Origin of the sequence: Pseudomonas sp. PvP025 (assembly GCF_017832155.1) — a bacterium.
Taxonomy (GTDB): domain Bacteria; phylum Pseudomonadota; class Gammaproteobacteria; order Pseudomonadales; family Pseudomonadaceae; genus Aquipseudomonas.
This window is the reverse complement of sequence record NZ_JAFIBJ010000001.1, coordinates 402,068-417,190: the sequence shown is the minus strand read 5'-3', so window position 1 is coordinate 417,190 and position 15,123 is coordinate 402,068. Positions and strand designations below refer to the sequence as shown.

Sequence of the window (15,123 nt, the reverse complement as noted above, 5' to 3'; positions counted from 1 at the left end):
GGAATCATTCAGGCCATGTTTTTGTGTCAAGCGGGCTTGCCCAGATGCCGCTCAATAAAACGCAAATTCCCTGTGGCGAGCCGGCTTGTTGTGGCGAGCAGGCTTGCCCTGCGTTGGGCTGCGCAGCAGCCCCAAAACCAGTCTCCGCGCAGTATCAGGTACACCGCGTTTTGCTCGATTGGCGGCGCTTCGCACCCCAACGCGGGGCAAGCCCGCTCGCCACGGTTCGGCATCGATCCTTGGCACGGGTTGCCCGCATGAAATTTATCCTGTAATTTTTCATGAAATTTATCGACATTAATTTCATGACCCAACAAGAAGAACTCGCTACCCTCGCCGCCCTGATCCACGATCTGCGCAAGCACAAGAAACTCACACTCGCTCAGCTGGCGCAAAAGATCGAGCGATCCGTAGGGTTTCTGTCCCAGGTGGAACGCGGCCTGTCGCGCCCGACCGTGGCGGACCTTACCGCCATCAGCCATGCCCTCGACGTGCCCACCACCTATTTCTACAGCCTGCCCAAGCCCAAGGCGGTGGACTGGGTCACGCGTCCCAACGAGCGGCGCACGGTGTATTACGCCAATGGCATTACCGACATCCTCGTCTCGCCGAGCATGAACGGCGCCTTCTCCATGCTCGACAGCCTGCTGGCGCCCGGCGCCAACAGTGGTGAACAGAGCATGAGCGACCGCGCCGAGCAGGCCGGCTTCGTGCTCGAAGGCGAGTTGACGCTGTGGGTGGAGGGCGAGGCCGACAGCGTCACCCTCGGCCCGGGCGACAGTTTCCACCTGGCCAGTTTCGCCCACTGTCGCTACGCCAACCTTACCGATGTGCCTGCCCGCGTGCTGTGGGTGTACAACTAGGAGCAACCCCTGTGAAAACCCCATCCTGCACGTTGCTGGCCGAAGTCCGCGCGTTTCGCCAGAAGTACCCCGATGTGCGCTATGTCGACTTGATCGCTCTGGACATTCCCGGGCATTTCTACGGCAAGCGGTACCCGGTGGAGATGCTCGAAAAAGTCGCCGCCGGCAGCCCCTTGAAGCTGCCCCAGAACGCCGTGCTGCTGGGGGTTCAGGGCGGGCTGTTCAAGATCGGCGATTACTGTTTCAACGACGGCGACCCGGACGCCAATCGCCGCCTGGTGCCGGGCACGCTCAAGCCGGTGAGCTGGGAGTCACAGCCCCTGGGGCAGATGCTGATCACCTCCGACGGCACCGACGCGCCCATCGAGTTCGAACCCCGCGAAGTGCTGGCCAGAGTGTTGCAGCGCTTGCAGAACAAGGGTATTCACCCGGTGGTGGCGTTCGAGCTGGAGTTTTACCTGTTCGATAAAAAGCTCGCCAACGGCCTGCCGCAATTCCCCCGCGACCCGCTGAGCGATGACACCGACGACCAGCCCAACCTGCACATCGAGCGGCTGTCGCGGTTCAGCGCCGTGCTCGACGACATGGCGCAAACCGCCAGGGACCAGGGCATCGACAGCACCGTAATCACTGCCGAGATCGGCCCCGGCCAGTTCGAGATCAATTTCGGCCACTCGGACGACGCCCTGCGCGCCGCCGACTGGGCCGCCCTGTTCTGCCGCAGTACACGCGGCGTGGCGCTCAAGCATGGCTACCGCGCCAGCTTCATGGCCAAGCCCTACCTGCAATTTCCCGGCAGCGGCATGCACGTGCACGTCAGCCTGTACGACGGCGCAGGCAACAACCTGCTGGCCGCGCACCAGCAGCAAGCGCTGCGCCACGCGGTGGCCGGCTGCCTGCAACTGCTGCCCCATTGCATGCCGATCTTCGCCCCCAACCACAACGCCTTGCGCCGCCTGGGCGGCACAGTCAACGCCGCCACCCGCGCCAGCTGGGGCTTCGAAGACCGCGACGCGTGCGTGCGCATCCCCGAGTCCGACCCGCGCAACCTGCGTATCGAACACCGCCTGGCCAGCGCCGACGCCAACCCCTACCTGGTGCTGGCGGCAATCCTGGCCGGACTCGAACACGGGCTTGAAACCCGACAAGAACCCATCGCCCCGCTGAACGACGATCGCAGCAGCGGCACTGGCTTCCCCGTGGAAATGCTCGACGCCGTCCGCGCCATGCAGCCTCACACGGTGGTGCGCGACACGCTGGGCGCAGAGTTCGTTGACGTGTATTGCGAGAACAAGCGCCAGGATCACCTGGCGTTTCAGCAGGAGATTAATGCGCGGGAATATCGCTGGTTTCTCTGAACCTGGCGTTGTTCTTCAGGGACGAAAATCACCTTTTCAGGCGATTACAGGCTTGTGGCGAGCGGGCTTGCCCTAATGCCGTTCAGTTAAGCGCAGACTCCCTGTGGCGAGCAGGCTTGTCCTGCGTTGGGCTGCGCAGCAGCCCCAAAACCAGACGCTGAGCCGTATCAGGTACACCGCGTTTTGCTGGATTGGGGGCGCTTCGCACCCCAACGCGGGGCAAGCCCGCTCGCCACAACAAGAAGCCTGCTTACCACAGAGGCTGCAACTGGCTGCACGACAGCGCCAAGCTTCCCACCTTTTTACCCGGTTTCGTCAGGTAGGCGCGCCGAGCAACAACCCTTGCTCGCGGGCGCACAACTCCACCACGTAATCCCACAACACCCGCAGCCGCACCGATTTATGCAGTTCCCGGCGCGAGCTGATCCAGTAGCTGCGCTGAATGCCTTCCTCCGGTAGCAGCGCGATCAGGTCCGGGTCGCCGGCGGCCATGAAGCATGGCAGTACGGCGATGCCCAAGCCGGAGCGCGCCGCTTGATGCTGGGCTATGACGCTGGTGCTGTGGAATACCACTTTGGGGGTGCGGCAGAAGCTGCTGAGGAATTTGAGCTCCTGGCTGAACAGCAGGTCGTCGACGTAATCGATCCAGGCATGGGCCGCAAGATCTTCGCGCTTTTCAATCGGCGGGTGGCGGTCCAGGTAGGCACGGCTGGCGTAGAGCGCCAGGCGGTAGTCGGTGAGTTTGCGGGTGACCAGTTGGTCGACGCTGGGACGCTCCAGGTGGATGCTGATTTCCGCCTCGCGGTTGAGGATGCTGACGAAGCGCGGCACCGCCACCAGCTCCACTTCCAGACCGGGATAACGCTCGAACAGGCCGCCCATGCGCCCGGCCAGGAACATCACGCCCAACCCTTCCGCCACGCCCAGGCGAATCTTGCCCAGGGGCGCGGCGGAGTGGGTGAGTTCGTCTTCGGCCAGTAACGCAAGGTTTTCCATGGCTTCAGCGTGCTTGAGCAGCGCTTCGCCGGAGGGCGTCAGTTCGTAGCCCTGGGCATGCTGCACAAACAATGCGGTGCCGAGGCTCTTTTCAATCGCTTCAATATGCCGGGCCACCGTGGCATGTGTGGTTTTCAGGCGCTGCGCGGCGGTGAGCAGGCGGCCGCTGCGCTGCAACTCGAGAAAAAACCGCAGGTCATTCCAGTCGAACATGTCGCCTCCATTGCGTGGCCTCGGGCAGCGCTGTTTAAAAACGCACAGCAGCTGGGCAAAAACTAACATTTTTAAGACGAAAACTAACAACTAGGATGGAACCAATAAGAAAAACAAGCGAGACCCCAGATGCCTCTTGCAACTGCGCAATACGATTACGTGGTGGTCGGTGCCGGCCCCGCAGGCTGCCTGCTGGCCAATCGACTGTCCGCCAACCCCGCCCACCGCGTCCTGCTGCTGGAAGCCGGTGGCCGCGACAACTACCCCTGGATTCACATTCCCGTCGGCTACCTGTTCTGCATCGGTAACCCGCGCACCGACTGGTGCTTCAAGACCGAAGCACAGGCAGGCCTGCAAGGCCGTGCGCTGAGTTATCCACGGGGCAAGGTGCTGGGCGGCTGCTCGTCGATCAACGGCATGATCTACATGCGCGGCCAGGCCCTGGACTACGACGGCTGGGCGGCCGCCGGCAATCCCGGCTGGGCCTGGAAGGACGTACTGCCGCTGTTCAAGCACAGCGAAAACCATTTTGCCGGTGGCTCGGAGTTCCACAATGACGGCGGCGAATGGCGCGTTGAGCAGCAGCGCTTGCACTGGCCGATCCTCGATGCCTTTCGCGATGCGGCGGCGCAAAGTGGCATCGCCTCGGTCAGTGATTTCAACCAGGGTGACAATGAAGGCTGCGGATATTTCCAGGTCAACCAGAAAGCCGGGGTGCGCTGGAACGCGGCCAAGGCGTTTCTCAAACCCGTCCGCCAGCGACCCAACCTCACCGTGTTGACCGACGTGGAAGTCGACCGCGTGGTACTCGAAAACGGCCGTGCGTCAGCGGTGGTCGGCCGTCAACATGGCCAGCAGATAACCTGGAAAGCGCACAAGGAAATCGTGTTGTGCGCAGGTGCCGTGGGCTCGCCGGGCATCCTGCAGCGTTCGGGCATTGGCCCCTCCAGCGTGCTCAAGCCGTTGGGCATCGAGGTGCTGCATGAATTGCCGGGCGTCGGCGGCAATCTGCAGGACCACCTGCAACTGCGGCTGATCTACAAACTGGAAAACGCCCGCACCCTCAACCAGATCGCCGGCACCGTGTGGGGCAAGATGGGCATGGGCCTTCAATACCTGTATGACCGCAGCGGCCCGCTGTCGATGGCGCCCAGCCAGCTCGGCGCATTTGCCCGCTCGGGGCCCGAACAGACCTCGGCCAACCTTGAATACCACGTGCAGCCGCTGTCCCTGGAGCGTTTCGGTGAGCCTTTGCACGGGTTTCCGGCGTTTACCGCGTCGGTCTGCGACCTGCGCCCGCAGAGCCGCGGGCGTATCGATATTCGCTCGGCCAACCCGGCAGATGCGCCGCTGATCCAGCCCAATTACCTGAGCCATCCCGAAGACCTGCGCGTGGCCGCCGACGCCATTCGCCTGACCCGACGCATCGTCGCCGCACCGGCGCTGAGCCAGTTCAAACCGGTGGAATACCTGCCGGGCGAAGCGTTGCAGACCGAAGAACAACTGCACGAAGCCGCCGCCCGTATCGGCACGACGATCTTCCACCCGGTGGGCACCTGCCGCATGGGCAGCGACAAAGACGCCGTGGTCGACGCGCAACTGCGAGTACACGGCGTACCGGGGCTGCGCATTGCCGACGCCTCAATCATGCCGCGCATCACCTCCGGCAACACCTGCTCACCCACGCTGATGATTGCCGAGAAGGCTGCGCAGCTGATCCTTTCACCGCCCACAAGGAGCCTCGCCCCGGAGAAAGAACGGGTTCATGCAATCTGAACAGCGGCGTCACCTTTGACGCCGACAGTGGAACAACAATAAATAATCACTGTGAGGACTACCCGATGTCAGAACATGCTCAACCGCTCGGCGCCGCACTGCCTGCCAGCGCCGGTAACGACTCCAGAAAAGTCATCTTCGCCTCCTCCCTCGGCACAGTGTTCGAGTGGTATGACTTTTTCCTATACGGCGCCCTGGCGGCCGTGATCAGCAAGCAGTTCTTTGCCGGGGTCAACGACACCACGGCGTTTATCTTTGCCTTGATGGCCTTCGCGGCGGGATTTGTAGTGCGCCCGTTCGGCGCGCTGGTGTTCGGCCGCCTGGGCGACATGATCGGGCGCAAATACACGTTTCTGGTCACCATCATTTTGATGGGCGTGGCCACGTTCTGCGTCGGGCTGTTGCCGACCTACGCCAGCATCGGCATCGCGGCGCCGATCATCCTGATCGTGCTGCGCATGCTGCAAGGCCTGGCACTGGGCGGCGAATACGGCGGCGCTGCGACCTACGTGGCCGAGCACGCACCCGCAGGCAAACGCGGCCTGCACACCAGTTGGATCCAGTCCACCGCCACCCTCGGCCTGCTGCTGTCGCTGCTGGTGGTGCTGGCCTGCCGTTACTTCACGGGCGATCAATTCGAAGTGTGGGGCTGGCGCATACCGTTCCTGTTCTCCATCGTGCTGCTGGGCATTTCTACCTGGATCCGCATGAGCCTGCATGAGTCGCCGGCCTTTCTGAAGATGAAAGAGGAAGGCAAGGCCAGCAAGGCGCCGATCCGCGATTCCTTCGGCAAATGGGAAAACCTCAAGGTGGTGCTGATCGCCCTGTTCAGCATCAACGGCGGGCAAGCGGTGACCTTCTACGCGGCGCAGTTCTATGTGCTGTTCTTCCTGACCCAGTTCCTGAAAATGGACCCGGCCCTGGCCAACATGCTGCTGATCATCAGCGTGGTGATCGGTGCGCCGTTCTTTATCTTCTTTGGCTGGCTGTCGGACAAGGTCGGGCGCAAGCCGGTGCTGATGCTCGGCCTGCTGCTGGCAACCGTGCTGTACTTCCCGATCTTCAAGAGCCTGGCGCACTACACCAACCCGGCCATGGACCAGGCCAGCCGACAGGCGCCGATCACCGTACTGGCCGACCCCGCCACCTGCACGTTTCAGTTCGACCCGGTGGGCAAGGCGCGGTTTGACAGCCCCTGCGACAAGGTCAAGACCTTCCTGGTCAAACAGGGCCTGCCTTACACCAGCGCTGCCGCACCGGCCGGCAGCCCGGTGCAGGTGAGCGTGGGTGACGTGCGCATCGATGGCTTCGACGAAGCCGCCCTGCGCGGCGCGGTGACCCTGGCCGGCTACCCGAGTTCGGCGGATGCGGCCCAGGTGAACAAGGTGATGGTGGTGGTGCTGATCGTCGCACTCATCCTGATCGCGGCCATGTGCTACGGCCCGCTGGCGGCACTGATGGTGGAGCTGTTCCCGACGCGCATCCGCTACACCTCGATGTCCCTGCCCTATCACATTGGTAACGGCTGGTTCGGCGGGTTCCTGCCGACGGTGTCGTTTGCGTTGGTGGTGTACACCGGGGATATTTTCTACGGGTTGTGGTATCCGGTGGTAGTGACGGGTGTGAGCCTGATCGTAGGGCTGTTCTGCCTCAAGGAAACGCGCCACGTCGACATCGATAACAACTGATTGATCGGTGGAAATCCCTGTGGGAGCAAGCCTCTCCCACAGGGTTTTGCAATGAATACACAAATAGCTGTACATCCATACAGATAATGGTTGCTCAATTGCCTTCGACTAAGCATCCTGCAAGGCATCAACCCAAGCTGATGTGATGACCATGCGGCTGTACCTCTGTGAAAAACCTTCCCAGGCCAAGGATATCGCGGCCGTGCTCGGCGCCAGTCGCCGCGGCGACGGTTGCTGGCTGGGCAATGGGGTCACCGTCACCTGGTGCATCGGCCATCTGCTGGAAACAGCTCCGCCCGACGCCTACGACGCCAAATACAAGCGCTGGGTACTGGCCGACCTGCCGATCGTCCCGGAAAAATGGAAAATGCAGGTCAAACCCAGGACCGCCAGCCAGTTCAAGGCAGTCAAGCGCCTGCTGGGGGAAGCCCAGGAACTGATCATTGCCACTGACGCGGACCGTGAGGGCGAGATGATCGCGCGTGAGCTGGTGGAGCATTGCCGTTATCGCGGGCCGATCCAGCGGCTGTGGCTGTCGGCGCTGGACGACGCCTCCATCCGCAAGGCCCTTGCCGCGCTCAAGCCCGGCGCCGAAACCTTCAGCCTGTACCACTCGGCCCTGGGTCGCTCGCGCGCCGACTGGCTGATCGGTATGAACATGAGCCGCCTGTTTACCTTGCTGGGTCGTCAATCCGGTTATCAGGGCGTGTTGCCGGTCGGTCGCGTACAAACCCCGACCCTGCGCCTGGTGGTGGACCGCGACCGCAGCATCGCCGATTTCGTCCCGGTGGCGTACTGGGCCATCGATGTCGACCTGCGCCACGACGCCATCACCTTCACTGCTCAGTGGCGTGCCGCAGAGGATGCCTGTGACGACCAGGGCCGCTGCCTCAACCCGCAAATCGCCCGTGACGCCGCCCAAGCGATGACCCAGGCCGCCAGCGCCCGGCTGGTGAAGCTGCGCACCGAGCGCATGCGTGAGGTGGCGCCCCTGCCCTTCGACCTGGGCACCCTGCAGGAAATCTGCTCGAAGAAGCTCGGCCTCGGCGCCCAGGAAACCCTGGATATCGCTCAATCCCTCTACGAGACGCACAAGGTCATCACCTACCCGCGCAGCGACTGCGGCTACCTGCCCTTGAGCCAGCACAGCGACGCGCCGAAGATTCTCGCGGCGCTGGGCCGCGCGGATGCCGCGGTGAACGAGCTGATGCCCCATATCGACCCCCAGCGCCGCTCGCGGGCCTGGAACGACAGCAAGGTCAGCGCCCACCATGGCATCATTCCCACCGGGGCCGGCAAGGATGTCGGGCAACTCGCCGGCAAGCAGCGAGCGGTGTATACGCTGATTCGTGCGCGTTACCTGGCGCAGTTCCTGCCCAACCATGAATACGATCGTACCCAGGCCGATTTCGACTGCGCCGGCCAGGCGTTGCGCGCGGTGGGCAAGGTAGTGATCGAGCCGGGCTGGAAGCGCGCACTGCCCGAAGCACTGGCCCCCGCCAAAGGCCGCGAAACCCCTGCGCCCCAGGCGTTGCCGATGCTGGCGCAAGGTCGGGACTACGCGGTGGCCAGGGTCAACCTCAAGGACCTGTGGACCCAACCGCCCAAGCCGTTCACCGAAGGCGACCTGATCAAGGCGATGAAGAACGTCGCCAAGCTGGTGCAGGACCCGCTGCTCAAGCAAAAACTCAAGGACACCACCGGCATCGGCACCGAAGCCACCCGCGCCGGCATAATCCAGGGCCTGCTGGACCGCGGTTACCTGGTGAAGAATGGCAAGGCGCTGTCGGCCACGCCGGCGGCGTTCAGCCTGATCGACGCGGTGCCCCGGGCCATTGCCGACCCCGGCACTACCGCCATCTGGGAGCAGGCGCTGGACATGGTGCAAAGCGGCGAAATGAGCCTTGAGGAATTCGTCGCCAAACAAGCGGCCTGGATGAGCAAGCAGGTGGCCCGGTGCAATGGCATGCGCATGACCATCACCGGCCCGGCCAGCCCGGCAGGCCGGGGTGCCACGCCCTGGAAAAACAAACGCAAGAGCGCCCCGCGCAAGGCGGCAACCAGCGCCAAGCGCGCGAAAAAGCCGACCAAAGCAGGTTAAAACACGAAAAAATCCGGTAAATGACGTTTTTCGACGGGTTTAACGCCGCTTTGGACCTTGCCCGGTTGTGGGCCGTCTAGGATTCTGTAGGACCCTGACTCACCAACAACAATACCGGAGTGGCCGCCATGAAAACCGTTGCACAACTGCTCAAAGCCAAGGACCAGAAGCATCACGACGTGCATACCATTCAATGGGACCACACCGTGTTTGAAGCGCTGGTGCGCATGTCGGAAAAAAACGTCGGCGCCTTGCCGGTCGTCAAGGACGGTGCGGTGGTAGGGATCATCAGCGAACGTGACTACGCGCGCAAACTCATCCTCAAGGGCCTGTCGTCGGTGACCACGCGGGTCGATCAGGTCATGAGTTCGCCGGTCATTACCGTTGAGCCCCATAAAAGTGTCGAGGAGTGCATGAACATCATGACCGACAGTCATCTGCGCCACTTGCCGGTGGTAGAAGATGGCAAGCTGCTGGGCTTGCTGTCCATTGGCGACTTGGTCAAGGAAGCCATTGCCGAACAGACGGACCTGATCAGGCAACTGGAGCAATACATTCGCGGCGAATAGGGGAACCCATGCTCGACACGCTGGAACATCTTGCCGATCAACTCGACACCCTGCACCGGGCGATGAGCGAACGGCGCTTTCTGGTCCTGACCGGTGCGGGGATCAGCACCTCCTCGGGCATCCCCGACTACCGCGACAGCGAAGGCGTGCGCCGTGGCAAGGCGCCGATGATGTACCAAGAATTTCTCGCCACACCCCAAGCGCGCCGTCGCTACTGGGCGCGGGCGATGCTGGGCTGGCCGAAGGTGCGCATCGCGCAGCCCAACGCGGCCCATCTGGCACTGGCGACCCTGCAACACCGCCAGCGCATCAGCGGGCTGATCACGCAAAATGTCGACACCCTGCATGATCAGGCCGGCAGCCAGGATGTGATCGAGCTGCATGGCAGCCTGCATCGGGTGCTGTGCCTGGATTGCCAGCAGCGCAGCCCGCGCGATGGAATCCAGCGGCAGATGGAGATCGACAATCCCTACCTCGCCCGGGTACATGCCGTGCAATTACCGGACGGCGACACCTTGCTAGACCCCACATTCGAAGAACGCTTCCAGGTGCCCCGATGCCCACGCTGCCATGGCGAGCGGCTCAAGCCCGACGTGGTGTTTTTTGGCGAGAATGTGGCACCGGCTACAGGCGCCAGGGCCATGACGGCGGTGGAGCAAGCCGATGGGCTGTTGGTGGTGGGGTCGTCCTTGATGGCCTATTCGGCGTTTCGTCTGTGCAAAGCGATGGTTGAACAGGACAAGCCGGTGATCGCCATCAATTTAGGCAAGACCCGTGGCGATGAGCTGTTGCAGGTGAAGATTGAAGCGTCCTGTGAGCATTTGCTGCCCTTGCTTGCCGAGCGATTGAGCTAGCAAAAAACACTGCCCATCAAAAATGCCTTGTGGCGAGCGGGCTTGCCCTAATGCCGTTCAGTTAAGCGCAGACTCCCTGTGGCGAGCAGGCTTGTCCTGCGTTGGGCTGCGCAGCAGCCCCAAAGCCAGGCGCTGAGCCGTATCAGGTACACCGCATTTTGCTCGATTGGGGGCGCTTCGCACCCCAACGCGGGGCAAGCCCGCTCGCCACAAAGTCGGCTTGCCACAGAGGCGACCCACCGCTCCGAAAATGACGCCCAGGTCACGTTTTTACGCATTCTCCCGTCATCAAAGCATTTTATGTAGTGAGCAAAAATAATCACTACATAATCGTTGACGCGGCGTTTTTGTCCTAGCATGATCTAGACGTCTCCCGCATCGGGAGCGTTGGTAACAGGTGTTTTGAAGACGCTCGTCTGACCGCCGAGCTGTTTTTTCCGGATGTGCACTGCCCACAAGGCAGATTGATGAAGCTGACCTGCCCCGCAAGGGTTGGGTACAGGCGCTCAAATGCTGCCTGTCTTCGTTATGAATGCATTGCGTAGCAGTTCATCAGCAAGACTACATGCATCAGTTTCAAGACCCTGCCCGTATTTGGCAGACCGTCACTGACGCCCGGTTTTTTGAGCCGGAGACAACTAATTTTAACGGAATTAACGGATAGATCACCAACTGGTCAAGGGGCTTACACATGAATCTGAATAACCAACCCACTATCGATGAATTGGCTGAGATGTTCGCCGCGCAGAAAGACACACTCGACGACCATATCCTGTGGGTGGAAAAATCGGGCGAAGTGAAAATTGACTGCCTGGCGCCCCACTCCGAAGAAGCCGATTTCGACCGCAGCCACCGAGAGCTGGCGGCGCGCCTGAAGATGTACCGTCGCGGCCAGGGTTATGTCGGCAAGAAAGCAGCCGCCGATCGCAACTTTATCGAGCAGGTATTCGACACAATCAACAATGCCTGGGCCTCTTTCAAAGACAGCTCGCAAGTTAAAGTGATTGATCGCTACTACTAGCCAAGTGCAACTTCAGGGAGCAGGTTTGCCTGCTCCCTGAAGTGACCGTGCCGTCACTCAGAACCTTGGAAACCTTCCCTTCTGCGCCTCATCCCGAAAGATATCAAACAACACTTGCGCCGCCGCCGACAGCTCATGCCCCGGTTTGGTCAATACGCCAATCGGCCGTTCGATCACCGGACCGGTCAAGGTAATGCACCGCGCGCCCGCCTCCTCCATCTGCCCTCTGCATAACGCCGGCACGGCGCTCACGCCCAGGCCACTGGCAACCATCTTGCCCACCGTCGCCAGTTGATGGCTTTCCAGCGCCACCGGCAGCTTCATGTGCAACGCACCGAGGTGCTCCTCCAGCATCACCCGCACCGTGGAGGGTCGCTGCAAGGTAATGAATGGGTATTCGAGCAAGGTTTGCCAGTTGATTGCCGTGTGCCGCGCCAAGGGTGAGTCGCCCGGCACTACGGCAATGAAGCGGTCCAGATACAGGGGCGTAAACGCCAATGTCGAACCTTCACCCGGCTCGAACGCCACGCCCAGCTCCACCTGGCGGTCGCGGACCATTTCCAGCACCTGCTCATTGATCAGGTCATGCACGGTCACGTTCACCTGAGGGTAACGCGCGCGGAAGAGGGTCAGGATCGGCGGCAGCAGGTTGCCGGCAAACGATGGCATCGCCGCCACGGTCACCCGCCCGCGCTGCAAGGTAAAACGCTGACGCAGTTCGTCTTCGGCATTGTCCCAGTCAGCAATCAACCGGCGCGCCAGCGGCAGGAGGGATTCGCCCTCCGGGGTGAGCGCCACATTGCGCGTGGTGCGGCTGAACAGACGACCGCCCAGGCCTTCCTCCAGCCCTTTGATGGTCAGGCTGAGTGCCGACTGGGACAGGTGCAGGCGCTCACACGCGGCGGCGAAACTCAGGCTTTGCGCCACGGCCAGGAAGGCACGCAGCTGTTTGACGGTCATGACTGCTCCGGGCGGCGGCTCGACTATGCTGTTTTCTAAATCAATCAACCTTAAAAAACAACTTAACAAATCAATGCGGCGGCGCAACACTCGGCTCATTGGCTGGCCCACACATAATAAAAGAGGTGCATATGGCAGGTTTCGATAAACGCGTGGCGTCCTACGAGGAAGCCCTGGCAGGCCTGGAAGACGGCATGACCGTCCTCGCCGGTGGTTTTGGCCTGTGCGGCATTCCGGAAAACCTCATCAACGAGATCAAGCGCAGGGGCACGCGCGACCTGACCGTGGTCTCCAACAACTGCGGTGTCGACGGTTTCGGCCTCGGCGTGCTGCTCGAAGAAAAACAGATCAGCAAAGTGATCGCGTCCTACGTGGGTGAGAACGCCATGTTCGAGAAGCAACTGCTCAGTGGCGAAATCGAAGTGGTGCTGACCCCGCAAGGCACCCTCGCGGAAAAAATGCGCGCAGGCGGCGCCGGCATTCCGGCGTTCTTCACCGCCACCGGCGTTGGCACCCCGGTGGCCGAAGGCAAGGAAACCCGTGAATTCAACGGCCGCCCCTACCTGATGGAAGAATCCATCACCGGCGACTTCGCCATCGTCAAAGGCTGGAAAGCCGACCACTTCGGCAATGTCATCTACCGCCACACCGCCCAGAACTTCAACCCGCTGGCCGCCACCGCCGGCAAGATCACCGTGGTGGAAGTCGAGGAAATCGTCGAACCGGGCGAGCTGGATCCGGCGCAGATCCACACCCCTGGCATCTACGTCGACCGGATCATCTGCGGCACCTTCGAAAAGCGCATCGAACAGCGCACCGTCCGCACATAATCTGCCTCAGGCCCTGACAATAAGGACTCAAGAAATGGCGCTTACCCGCGAACAAATGGCTCAACGCGTCGCCCGCGAAATGCAGGACGGTTTCTACGTGAACCTCGGCATCGGCATTCCAACCCTGGTGGCCAACTACATCCCCGACGGCATGGAAGTGATGCTGCAATCGGAAAACGGCCTGCTGGGCATGGGCCCGTTTCCTACTGAAGAGACGCTTGATGCCGACATGATCAACGCCGGCAAACAGACGGTGACCGCGCGTATCGGCGCCTCGATCTTCTCCTCCGCCGAGTCCTTCGCGATGATTCGCGGCGGCCACGTCGACCTTACGGTGCTCGGCGCGTTTGAAGTCGACGTGCAGGGCAACATCGCCTCGTGGATGATCCCCGGCAAGATGGTCAAGGGCATGGGCGGCGCCATGGACCTGGTGGCCGGTGCGGAAAACATCATCGTGATCATGACCCACGCGTCCAAGGACGGTGAGTCGAAATTGCTCAGCCAATGCAGCCTGCCGCTGACCGGCGCCCACTGCATCAAGCGTGTGCTCACCGACCTGGCTTACCTGGAAATCGGCAATGGCGCGTTTATCCTCAAGGAACGCGCACCAGGCGTCAGCGTTGAAGAAATTGTGAGCAAGACCGCCGGTAAACTCATCGTCCCGGACACTGTTCCGGAAATGCATTTCCAGTGAGGACCGATGCCATGCAAGACGTCGTGATTGTTGCTGCCACCCGCACCGCCGTGGGCAGCTTCCAGGGTTCGCTGGCGACTATTCCGGCACCGGAACTCGGCGCCGCCGTGATCCGCCGCCTGCTGGAGCAGACCGGCCTGGACCCGGCCCAGGTAGATGAAGTAATCCTCGGTCAGGTGCTCACCGCAGGCTCGGGTCAGAACCCGGCACGCCAGGCCTCGATCCTCGCCGGTTTACCCCACGCCGTACCCGCCCTGACCCTGAACAAGGTCTGCGGTTCGGGCCTCAAGGCCCTGCACCTCGGCACGCAGGCGATTCGCTGCGGCGATGCCGAGGTGATCATCGCCGGCGGCATGGAAAACATGAGCCTGGCCCCCTATGTGTTGCCGGCCGCGCGCACCGGTTTGCGCATGGGCCACGCCAAAATGGTCGACAGCATGATCACCGATGGCCTGTGGGATGCGTTCAACGACTACCACATGGGCATCACCGCCGAGAACCTGGTGGACAAGTACGGCATCAGCCGTGAAGCGCAGGATGCCTTCGCCGCCGCGTCCCAGCAAAAAGCCGCTGCGGCCATTGAAGCCGGGCGATTTGTCGATGAGATTACGCCGGTCCTGATTCCCCAGCGCAAGGGCGACCCCGTAGCCTTTACCGTGGATGAGCAACCACGCGCCGGCACCACGGCCGAGTCCCTGGGTAAACTCAAGCCCGCGTTCAAGAAAGACGGCAGCGTCACGGCCGGCAACGCTTCCAGCCTCAACGACGGCGCTGCGGCGGTGTTGCTGATGAGCGCGGACAAAGCCAAGACACTCGGGCTGCCGGTGCTGGCGCGTATCGCTGGCTACGCCAATGCCGGCGTCGACCCGGCCATCATGGGCATTGGCCCGGTGTCGGCGACCCGCCGCTGCCTGGACAAGGCCGGTTGGACACTCGCCGACCTGGACCTGATCGAAGCCAACGAAGCCTTCGCCGCGCAAGCCCTGGCGGTGGGCAAGGAACTGGAGTGGGACGCCGACAAGGTCAACGTCAACGGAGGCGCCATCGCCATCGGCCACCCGATCGGCGCTTCAGGCTGCCGCGTGCTGGTGACCCTGCTGCATGAAATGATCAAGCGCGACGCCAAAAAAGGCCTGGCCACCCTGTGCATCGGCGGCGGTCAGGGCGTAGCCCTGGCCCTCGAACGCAGCTGATTTCACA

At 62.0% G+C, this 15,123-nt stretch carries 14 protein-coding genes; 11 read left to right on the top strand and 3 right to left on the bottom strand.

Translation table 11 applies throughout. The features are described from left to right. Positions 1 to 26 precede the first annotated feature (26 nt). Positions 27 to 314, bottom strand: coding sequence for a hypothetical protein (locus tag JOE32_RS01975; protein WP_209980963.1), 288 nt, complete (start codon positions 312 to 314; stop codon positions 27 to 29). On the opposite strand from JOE32_RS01975, the gene JOE32_RS01970 reads away from it, so the two are divergent. Together JOE32_RS01970 and JOE32_RS01965 are read left to right on the top strand one after the other, a co-directional pair. Beyond that, the gene (locus JOE32_RS01970) at positions 306 to 863 is read left to right on the top strand and encodes an XRE family transcriptional regulator (protein ID WP_209980961.1); all 558 of its coding nucleotides are present in this window, start codon (positions 306 to 308) and stop codon (positions 861 to 863) included. The genes JOE32_RS01975 and JOE32_RS01970 overlap by 9 nt on opposite strands. Positions 864 to 874: 11 nt before the next feature. Further along, a complete protein-coding gene (locus tag JOE32_RS01965) occupies positions 875 to 2,221 on the top strand; it encodes a glutamine synthetase family protein (RefSeq protein WP_209980959.1) in 1,347 nt (448 codons plus the stop codon). Positions 2,222 to 2,536: 315 nt separating this feature from the next. On the opposite strand, the gene JOE32_RS01960 is transcribed toward JOE32_RS01965, so the two are convergent. Further along, a complete protein-coding gene (locus JOE32_RS01960; RefSeq protein WP_209980957.1) occupies positions 2,537 to 3,430 on the bottom strand; it encodes a LysR family transcriptional regulator in 894 nt (297 codons plus the stop codon). 129 nt (positions 3,431 to 3,559) lie between these two features. On the opposite strand from JOE32_RS01960, the gene JOE32_RS01955 reads away from it, so the two are divergent. From JOE32_RS01955 to JOE32_RS01930, 6 genes are all read left to right on the top strand, one after another. Next, a complete protein-coding gene (locus JOE32_RS01955; RefSeq protein ID WP_209980956.1) occupies positions 3,560 to 5,206 on the top strand; it encodes a GMC family oxidoreductase N-terminal domain-containing protein in 1,647 nt (548 codons plus the stop codon). 65 nt (positions 5,207 to 5,271) lie between these two features. Beyond that, a complete protein-coding gene (locus JOE32_RS01950) occupies positions 5,272 to 6,894 on the top strand; it encodes an MFS transporter (protein ID WP_209980953.1) in 1,623 nt (540 codons plus the stop codon). A gap of 151 nt (positions 6,895 to 7,045) precedes the next feature. Further along, positions 7,046 to 8,995 carry a DNA topoisomerase III gene (locus tag JOE32_RS01945; protein ID WP_209980951.1) on the top strand — a complete coding sequence of 650 codons (1,950 nt, stop codon included), beginning with the start codon at positions 7,046 to 7,048 and terminating at the stop codon, positions 8,993 to 8,995. 128 nt (positions 8,996 to 9,123) lie between these two features. Continuing rightward, positions 9,124 to 9,564 (top strand): CBS domain-containing protein, encoded by a 441-nt coding sequence (locus JOE32_RS01940; protein WP_209980949.1) that lies wholly within the window; start codon positions 9,124 to 9,126, stop codon positions 9,562 to 9,564. Positions 9,565 to 9,572: 8 nt separating this feature from the next. Continuing rightward, on the top strand, positions 9,573 to 10,418 hold the full coding sequence (locus tag JOE32_RS01935) for an NAD-dependent protein deacetylase (protein ID WP_209980947.1): 846 nt from the start codon (positions 9,573 to 9,575) through the stop codon (positions 10,416 to 10,418). A 691-nt stretch (positions 10,419 to 11,109) separates the two neighbouring features. Further along, entirely contained in the window at positions 11,110 to 11,439 is a 330-nt protein-coding gene (locus tag JOE32_RS01930; RefSeq protein ID WP_057009060.1) for a hypothetical protein, read from the top strand. Positions 11,440 to 11,496: 57 nt separating this feature from the next. Here JOE32_RS01930 and JOE32_RS01925 read toward each other — a convergent pair whose 3' ends face one another. Further along, positions 11,497 to 12,399: a LysR family transcriptional regulator gene (locus JOE32_RS01925; RefSeq protein WP_209980944.1), complete on the bottom strand. Its 903-nt coding sequence runs from the start codon at positions 12,397 to 12,399 to the stop codon at positions 11,497 to 11,499. A 131-nt stretch (positions 12,400 to 12,530) separates the two neighbouring features. Here JOE32_RS01925 and JOE32_RS01920 point away from each other — a divergent pair, with 131 nt between their 5' ends. From JOE32_RS01920 to JOE32_RS01910, 3 genes are read left to right on the top strand one after another with little or no spacing between them, the layout of a single operon-like run. Continuing rightward, positions 12,531 to 13,229: a CoA transferase subunit A gene (locus JOE32_RS01920; RefSeq protein ID WP_209980942.1), complete on the top strand. Its 699-nt coding sequence runs from the start codon at positions 12,531 to 12,533 to the stop codon at positions 13,227 to 13,229. A gap of 34 nt (positions 13,230 to 13,263) precedes the next feature. Continuing rightward, positions 13,264 to 13,923: a CoA transferase subunit B gene (locus JOE32_RS01915; protein ID WP_209980940.1), complete on the top strand. Its 660-nt coding sequence runs from the start codon at positions 13,264 to 13,266 to the stop codon at positions 13,921 to 13,923. An 11-nt stretch (positions 13,924 to 13,934) separates the two neighbouring features. Further along, complete coding sequence (locus tag JOE32_RS01910; protein WP_209980938.1) at positions 13,935 to 15,116, top strand: acetyl-CoA C-acetyltransferase; 1,182 nt, start codon at positions 13,935 to 13,937, stop codon at positions 15,114 to 15,116. Positions 15,117 to 15,123 lie beyond the last annotated feature (7 nt).

Coding starts and splice junctions, on each gene's coding strand:
- JOE32_RS01970 (WP_209980961.1), top strand. CDS start 306: ATGACCCAACAAGAAGAACTCGCTACCCTCGCCGCCCTGATCCACGAT.
- JOE32_RS01960 (WP_209980957.1), bottom strand. CDS start 3,430: ATGTTCGACTGGAATGACCTGCGGTTTTTTCTCGAGTTGCAGCGCAGC.
- JOE32_RS01955 (WP_209980956.1), top strand. CDS start 3,560: ATGCCTCTTGCAACTGCGCAATACGATTACGTGGTGGTCGGTGCCGGC.
- JOE32_RS01950 (WP_209980953.1), top strand. CDS start 5,272: ATGTCAGAACATGCTCAACCGCTCGGCGCCGCACTGCCTGCCAGCGCC.
- JOE32_RS01945 (WP_209980951.1), top strand. CDS start 7,046: ATGCGGCTGTACCTCTGTGAAAAACCTTCCCAGGCCAAGGATATCGCG.
- JOE32_RS01940 (WP_209980949.1), top strand. CDS start 9,124: ATGAAAACCGTTGCACAACTGCTCAAAGCCAAGGACCAGAAGCATCAC.
- JOE32_RS01935 (WP_209980947.1), top strand. CDS start 9,573: ATGCTCGACACGCTGGAACATCTTGCCGATCAACTCGACACCCTGCAC.
- JOE32_RS01930 (WP_057009060.1), top strand. CDS start 11,110: ATGAATCTGAATAACCAACCCACTATCGATGAATTGGCTGAGATGTTC.
- JOE32_RS01925 (WP_209980944.1), bottom strand. CDS start 12,399: ATGACCGTCAAACAGCTGCGTGCCTTCCTGGCCGTGGCGCAAAGCCTG.
- JOE32_RS01920 (WP_209980942.1), top strand. CDS start 12,531: ATGGCAGGTTTCGATAAACGCGTGGCGTCCTACGAGGAAGCCCTGGCA.
- JOE32_RS01915 (WP_209980940.1), top strand. CDS start 13,264: ATGGCGCTTACCCGCGAACAAATGGCTCAACGCGTCGCCCGCGAAATG.
- JOE32_RS01910 (WP_209980938.1), top strand. CDS start 13,935: ATGCAAGACGTCGTGATTGTTGCTGCCACCCGCACCGCCGTGGGCAGC.